The sequence below is a fragment of the Mesorhizobium sp. M4A.F.Ca.ET.050.02.1.1 genome, assembly GCF_003997725.1.
Taxonomy (GTDB): domain Bacteria; phylum Pseudomonadota; class Alphaproteobacteria; order Rhizobiales; family Rhizobiaceae; genus Mesorhizobium.
On record NZ_RZSG01001183.1, the window covers coordinates 1 to 1,265 of the forward strand.

At 61.7% G+C, this 1,265-nt stretch carries 2 protein-coding genes and 1 pseudogene; 1 reads left to right on the forward strand and 2 read right to left on the reverse strand.

Annotation, left to right across the window (positions count from 1 at the left end; genetic code table 11):
- On the reverse strand, positions 1–242 hold a 242-nt coding region (locus EOA33_RS36135), incomplete at its 3' end, for a DUF2218 domain-containing protein (RefSeq protein ID WP_127407753.1).
- 131 nt (positions 243–373) lie between these two features.
- Entirely contained in the window at positions 374–814 is a 441-nt protein-coding gene (locus EOA33_RS36140) for a VOC family protein (protein WP_126054342.1), read from the reverse strand.
- A 298-nt stretch (positions 815–1,112) separates the two neighbouring features.
- Here EOA33_RS36140 and EOA33_RS41190 point away from each other — a divergent pair.
- A pseudogene (locus EOA33_RS41190) lies at positions 1,113–1,265 on the forward strand (cold-shock protein); the annotation flags it as partial.

A 1,265-nucleotide genomic window follows, 5' to 3' on the forward strand; every position in this document is an offset into this window, starting at 1 on the left:
CGCTTGATGTGGTCGGCGACGACCGTTTCCAGGCGTTCGAGCGATGTCGCGTCGTCGGCTGCCACGGCGATATGGAGCGCTTTGGCATCGGCCTCCATCACCGTGCGTCCCAGCGACGTCAGGTCGATAGCGCCGTGGTGCGGGTCGAACTCGACCGGAAATTTGTGCGCCCAGTGCTTGCAGAGTTGCTGCAGGTAGCGGCTGGCATGTTCGGTGGCGACATCGGCGCGACTGGTCGGCATGGATGAATTTCTCCCGGCGGATCAAGAAAAACGCCAGCCTCGTAAAGCTGGCGTCATGAGCGGATAGATAGGCGCCGTCTGGCGAAGCGCCAGAGCTTGGCGGTTAAATTGCCGTGGGATTGGCGAAACGCCTACCAGCTGCCTGTGTTCGGCATCGAGGCCCAAGGCTCGGCCTTGGCCTTTGCCGGGCCCTTCTGCAGCAGCTCGATCGAGATCCCGTCCGGCGAGCGGATGAAGGCCATGTTGCCGTCCCGCGGCGGCCGGTTGATGGTGACGCCGCTGTCCATCAGGTGCTGGCAGGTGGCATAGATGTCGTCGACCTCATAGGCGAGGTGGCCGAAATTGCGGCCACCCTTGTAGTCCTCCGGGTCCCAATTGTAGGTCAATTCGACCAGCGGCGCCTTCTCCGCGATGCCGCTCTTCTCGTCTCCCGACGCGGCGAGAAAGATCAGCGTGTAGCGCCCCTGCTCGTTCTCGTAGCGGCGCACTTCCTTCAGGCCGAGCTTGTTGCAGTAGAAGTCGAGCGAGGCATCGATGTCGGCGATGCGGACCATGGTGTGCAGATAGCGCATGGGATCTTTCTCCGGGCGTTGCGTCGCGGCGGAACATAGGGGCCACCCGGCCAAAGGGCAATCGCCGGAACGCCGGAGCAAGAGGGGCAATCCGACAGTCAAGCCGAGCCGGAGCGCGGCACAGTCCGATTTTAGGACACGTCACCCCGGTTGCGGACATGCCGGCAAACGACAAATGAGGTATTCCAGTGTTCAACGGTGAAAAAAGGCACGTCAGGTCTTGCACACACCGGAAGCCGCGGTGTTAATCTGATGTCAAGAATCAGTTGCGGTTGTGTTGAAAAAAGGGGGCATTCTTATGGGGGAAAAGGCCTCTTTTACGGGGCGGGACGGAAGCCTTGACGGCGCCTTGAAGCGCGACAGCGGCGGCGAGGGCGCCGACCTTGTCGAAATCGCCGGCGCGATCAAATGGTTCGACGTGGCCAAGGGCTACGGCTTCACTCTTCCGGAC